Origin of the sequence: Nostoc sp., from assembly GCF_036919575.1 — a bacterium.
Lineage (GTDB): Bacteria > Cyanobacteriota > Cyanobacteriia > Cyanobacteriales > Nostocaceae > Nostoc.
Genome location: NZ_JBALBY010000053.1, coordinates 1 through 5699 on the forward strand (window position 1 = coordinate 1; position 5699 = coordinate 5699).

Below are 5699 nucleotides of genomic sequence, written 5' to 3' on the forward strand. Positions count from 1 at the left end.
CAATTGCAATGTTCTTAGATTACATCTTATGCTGACTTTTTGCTTAAGTTGACACCAATGAGCAGTGCTGTGCCCCTACGACAGATGTGGTTCAAGTACATGAAAACTGCTGTAAGCTCAGAACTCGGAACTCTAATATCTATAATCAAACATCCAAGCTGAAAATGCGGTTATTCCAAAAATTAGTTATTCTGCCGAATATTGCAGCTACTTTTCCCAACTTCAACTCATTAATAATCAGTAGTTAGCACAATTCTAGGCAAAGATAAGACTTGATTTTCACCCAAATCACCAGATGTAATTTTGTCTGGCCCGATTTTTTGTAATGTGGTCAACAATGCTGCGCTCTGACTCAATAACTCATCGACATCAATCCCGCCGTAACTAGATGGGTAACGCCGCAGGCGATTGCCGCCTTCTCCAAGTAGAATTACTGCACCTCGCCAGTTAAGATTCTCCAAATGATACAGCGCTACAGCAATTTGGAGAATGCCTTGATAAAAGGTTTTTTCTGGTTCACTAGCTTCAATCCACAAAGCCTCTAAAGTGTCATGACAGGCATAGAACTGACCAGAATTGAACTGTTCTACGCCTTGCCAAAACTCTTGGGGCATAATTTCGCTCATCCCATGCTCTCTCGTACTTCTTTAATTGTTTCGAGAGAGATTTCTTGTTTTTCTCCAGCAAACTCGTTGTCAGGGGTGAGGAACAACATGCAATGGCACTCTTTGCGTTCTCTCATGGGTACACAAGGACAGTTCCAATATGTGGCGTGAACCTCAGCTTCTTTATCTTCGTAGTGGCGACAAGGACATAAGGGCGCACCTAGATCGTCTTTATGTTTGGCTAGTCCTTCAATCACAACTGCGGTGACAGAAGGTTCAGAACAGAAATATGTTCCAGTACGCTTGGCGTATTGTTCGGAAAAATGTCGCATTGCCTCTAGGCTTTTATCGCTGGATTTTGTGTTATGTTCTGATGTGATCATGTCGCTCATAATTTAAATATTTCTTTGCATTGTACCTCAGCATCATGTGAGGATTACTGGGTGTATTTCCCCAACCTTACCTGTTCAAATTGTTTTATCTTTGCTCAAAGGCTGATATGTGGGGCAGTAGGGAGTAGGGAGTGGGGAGTTAGGAGTTAGGAGTGGGGAGTTAGGAGTTATAAGAATTCTTTGCCCAATGCCCTGTTTGGCCAATGTCCAATGCCCAATATTTATGAATGTAACGTTTTTTGCAGTTGGGGTTGCAGTGGGCGATCGCTTTGCAAAACTATACCAGGGTGTTCCCAATTGATTACCTCTGGTTCTGCTGGGGAGGAAATATTTGGCCACAAAACCCAGCGACTACCTTGAGGAAGAGAAGCAAGGCTCAAGGGGTTTTGAGTCAGCCAAATCAAGGGATAGCTTTTTGGAACTACTGAACTGGCATCTTCTAAGGCTGTGGTTGCTGCTAAAGTTTCTAAAACAAAGCGATCGCCTTTAATTAAATTTGTTGATGCTGTCCAAAGTTGCACCTCTAATTGCTGCTGCTGTGCGTAAAAGTACAGCGAAGCTGCGGTAATTACTGCTTGTTCAAAGTTTTCATCTTCCCACTTGCTAGCACTGTCAAGGGCAATAACTATTTCTTGTCCACCTGTCACCATTTCTAATTCCCGCACCCTTAATTCGCCATAGCGGGCGCTAGTCCGCCAGTGAATCAGACGAGTAGGATCGCCAATGCGGTAGGGACGGAGCGATCGCACCAGCCCCGTTGTCGCTGTCTGCAAGGGTCTACCACGGGCATCGCCCTTTTTACTCTCTTCTTGCCCCATTTCATCTACTAAGGGGCAGGTAGCCAAGGGTAACACTGTGGGATAGACGATCGCCATTGCAGCACAATCACGCTGACGGCGACACCAAAATAATCCCAAAGGCGCACCAGAACCCAGTTCGACTGTGTGCCAGCGATAGATACCCCGACGCTGAGTAGGGTGGTAATATATCCAACGGTAACTGCTTTGGCTAAAAATTGTTTCGATAGCCTTTTGTACTGGTTTCCCCAAGACGAAGGGCAGCATATCCTCAACTTTCAATAAGCTTACTGGGTGCTGTGTCTGATTGCGGATTTCTAATTCCACTGTTAGATCATCGCCGGCTGACACAGGCTGCATAGGACGGCGGGTGATGGATAAACCTGTGAGCGATCGCGGTGGTAAGATGGCTGCTACACCCAAAAGGGCAAAACTGATGCCGCTAATGGCGTACAGCCAACCAGCCATTGTATTGATACCTGCTCCAAAAAAACAAATAGCGGTTGCTGCTAGTATCCAACCGCTATAAGAAGGGGCACAAGCGCGGGTTTCTAACCAATTGGTGATGGGTTTGATGATTTTCATGTTTCTTTTTTAACCCAATAACACCCGAAATTCACAGTGTTTCAGGAGTTGCGCCTGATATCCTTATCGAAACCGCTCTAGAAGTTGGTTTACGAATGTCTGCGATCGCAATTTATAACGTCAGAAATTCCTTATATTGGACGCGGGCAAGATGCCCGCACTACAATATTTTTGGGTTTTCGTGTTATACAATTTAGCTTGCACATCAACTTAAGACACGGTTTTACAGGAGTATTTACTTATAAAATTACAACAACCAAAGTAAAATTTGATTGATATCAAAGTAATCCATTTACTGAGATTTGTTTCCTGGTTGATTAACTTTCTCTGTTGTGGGAAAGATTTGGCGATCGCAGTTTGTCTTTTCCTGAGTCAGAGCGAGCGCACTAAAGAAAATAGCACTTCCTACAGCCAAAGCGATCATCGGACGCTTCAGCAGGACAAAATCTCTGACAATCCTCGCTAAAGGTCGGCTTTGACGACGTAGCGCCGAAGAAATCATCAATTGTCTCCAAGTAAACGGATCGCGGACATAATGACCGCTTTGGCAGACTACTAGCCGTTCCTGGCAATAGGGACAACAAAACAAGCCCATGCGCGTTTTAACTGGTTTGGGCGTAGCATTTCTTTGGCAAATTGGGCAAGTAACATAATGATTATCAAAAGTGTGTATATTCATTTACCTCGTCCGCCTAGTCCATTTACTCGCTCTATAACAATAGATATATTGAATCGGGATCAATGTATGCTCTGACATCAGCCATAAATCATACATATATTGTATTACTACCAAGGATGAGTCAATGGTCGCAACACGAGTATAGCTAGATTTAGGCAAGGATGACTCCTAGTTAATGTTTGCGGGTGCGTCCACCCAGCCCCAAAAACTCTGTTGTCTCTAGAAAGAATAGTGTTGGTGCCCACTCGCACCGCACTAGCGCTCGTTGATCCTTAAATAATAATTGTCTCTCATTTAACCATTCTCCTCACAAAAATTTTGCACAATGACATTTTTTACTAAAGCTTTATAAATCAAGCAAATAAAGTCTACTTGTCTGGTTGCTAAATAATGGCTCACAATGAGAAGTAACAGATAAAAATTTAAATTTTTTCTTACATTTACCCCACCTCTCAATGACTCTCTTGCCTCCCACTCAACTGAGGAAGGTAACGGAACAACCTGCCTTTCCTACACCTTCTGCTCGTTTAGCTCACCTAATTAATCGTTTTCAACCATCCCCAGAAACCGTCGTGCTGTTTTTAGCCATGCTCATTGGCGGTGGTACTGGTATGGGTGTAGTCACCTTTCACTATTTAATCCAACTGATTCACCAGCTGATGTTGGAAAATTTAATGGGTCAAATCGGCGTCTGGGGTGCTTGGACTTTAGCCTGCGTTCCCATCCTTGGCGGATTAATCGTTGGCTTGATGCGCTGGCGCACTCAAGATTTTGGCCCGGGACTTTCATCTTTAATCGCCGCCTCTCAGGGAACAGAGATTAGGCGACCACTACGACCAGTTACGAAGATGTTGGCCGCATCTGTTTCTTTAGGGAGCGGTGCTTCTTTGGGACCAGAGGGACCGAGTGTAGAAATTGGCGCAAATTTTGGGATGTTGTTCTCTGTGATCCTGAATGTATCTCAAGAACGACAACGTTTGTTGTTGGGTGCTGGCGCGGCGGCTGGACTTGCGGCGGGATTTAATGCTCCCATCGCTGGAGTGTTTTTTGCCCTAGAGGTGGTGATGGGAGCTACATCTTTCGCTACTTCTGCTGTCAGTGTGGTGTTGTTAGCGGCGGTAGTAGCAGCATTAATTGCCCAAATTGGTTTGGGGGCACAACCTGCTTTTGATTTACCTGCTTACCAAGTCCGCAGTCCGTTGGAATTACCCCTTTACCTTGGCTTGGGTTTAGGGGCCAGTCTAGTTTCTCTGGCTTATACTCAATCAATTCGGGGAGCAAAAGCCTGCTTTGCTGGTAAGGTTCCTGGTTTTGCCTTTTTGGGACGAATTCCTCAGCCGATTCATCCAATTATTGGCGGTGTGATCATTGGCGCAGTTGCTTTGCACTTTCCGCAAATTCTGGGGGTTGGTTATGAAACTGTCGAAGCAATGCTTCAGGATGTGGAGTTTCCACTTTACCTGTTGGTGGTGCTGTTGGTGGTGAAGTTATTGATAACTGCAATTAGTGCGGGTAGTGGTTTCATTGGCGGTTTGTTTGCACCAGCAATGTTTTTAGGTGCTTCTTTTGGATCAGCTTACGCCAAAATTTTGGCTGTGGCATTCCCGGCAATTTGCGATCAGATGGCGGCTCCCCCAGCTTACGCAATGGTAGGAATGGCAGCAGTATTGGCTGCTAGTGTCAGAGCGCCATTAACGGCTATTTTGATGTTGTTTGAATTAACCCGCGACTATCGGATTGTTTTACCGTTGATGGCTGCTGTGGGTTTGAGTGTTTGGCTAGTGGAAAGGATTAAACCAACTTTTAACTCTAACTCTAACTTACAACAAATTGGTCTTTCGGAATTGAAAGATGAAAAAGCGGAAATTGTGCAGCAAATTTTGGTAGAAGATGCCATGTATCCCTGTCCAAAAAAGCTACCTGCAACTCTGGGGGTGTTAGATGCAGCGGTGGAAATGAGCCGCGATCGCGTCCGTAGTGCTTTAGTAATTGATGAAACAGAGCAATTAGTTGGTATAGTTTCTCTGGAAGATATTAACCGTGCCCTTGCTCTTTGGCAAACTTACCCAAATTCACTAACTGAAATTCCAGATAATTTATCCAGTCAAACCCTGATAGACATTTGTACTACTGAAATCCTCTACGCATGGCAAGATGAACTATTATCTGAAGCTTTAGACCGAATGAATCTTCGAGGTTTGCATCAATTGCCAGTGGTAGCACGAGACAAACCCGATCGCATTTTGGGTTTACTAGAAAGAGAGCAAATTGCATTCACCTGCAATTTAGCAGTTACGCGCAAGGCACTTCGCCACTATTTACCAGTCTTACCCACCACAGATATAGTCATTAGTCATTAGTCATTGGTCATTGGTCATTGGTCATTGGTCATTGGTTATTGGTCATTGGTCATTGGTCATTGGTCACTTGTACTGACTTGTACTGAGCGACGCGTTGCCCTGAGCGCCGTTCGCGCAGCGTCTCGTAGAGAAGGGTCAAAGTAGCGTTGCCGTTGGCGCAGCCTCTCGTAGAGAAGTATTGGTCATTAGTCATTGGTTTTCACAAAGGACAAATGACAATTGACTAATGACCATTTATAGTCATTGGTTTTCACAAAGGACAAAGGACAAATGACAATTGA

The 5699-nt window shown here is 44.6% G+C and carries 5 protein-coding genes; 1 reads left to right on the forward strand and 4 read right to left on the reverse strand.

All coding sequences use genetic code 11. The features are described from left to right. Positions 1–230: 230 nt before the first annotated feature. The 4 genes from V7K27_RS15395 to V7K27_RS15410 form a co-directional block, all read right to left on the reverse strand. Entirely contained in the window at positions 231–626 is a 396-nt protein-coding gene (locus V7K27_RS15395) for a DUF309 domain-containing protein (RefSeq protein WP_334948604.1), read from the reverse strand. Continuing rightward, a complete protein-coding gene (locus tag V7K27_RS15400) occupies positions 623–988 on the reverse strand; it encodes a ferredoxin thioredoxin reductase catalytic beta subunit (protein ID WP_334785402.1) in 366 nt (121 codons plus the stop codon). Before V7K27_RS15400 ends, V7K27_RS15395 begins: the two co-directional genes overlap by 4 nt. Positions 989–1218: 230 nt before the next feature. Beyond that, complete coding sequence (locus tag V7K27_RS15405) at positions 1219–2379, reverse strand: DUF58 domain-containing protein (protein ID WP_334948606.1); 1161 nt, start codon at positions 2377–2379, stop codon at positions 1219–1221. A gap of 292 nt (positions 2380–2671) precedes the next feature. Next, a complete protein-coding gene (locus tag V7K27_RS15410) occupies positions 2672–3058 on the reverse strand; it encodes a hypothetical protein (RefSeq protein WP_334948608.1) in 387 nt (128 codons plus the stop codon). A 455-nt stretch (positions 3059–3513) separates the two neighbouring features. On the opposite strand from V7K27_RS15410, the gene V7K27_RS15415 reads away from it, so the two are divergent. Next, positions 3514–5418, forward strand: a complete 1905-nt coding sequence (locus V7K27_RS15415) for a chloride channel protein (protein WP_334948610.1) — start codon at positions 3514–3516, stop codon at positions 5416–5418. Positions 5419–5699: the final 281 nt, after the last annotated feature.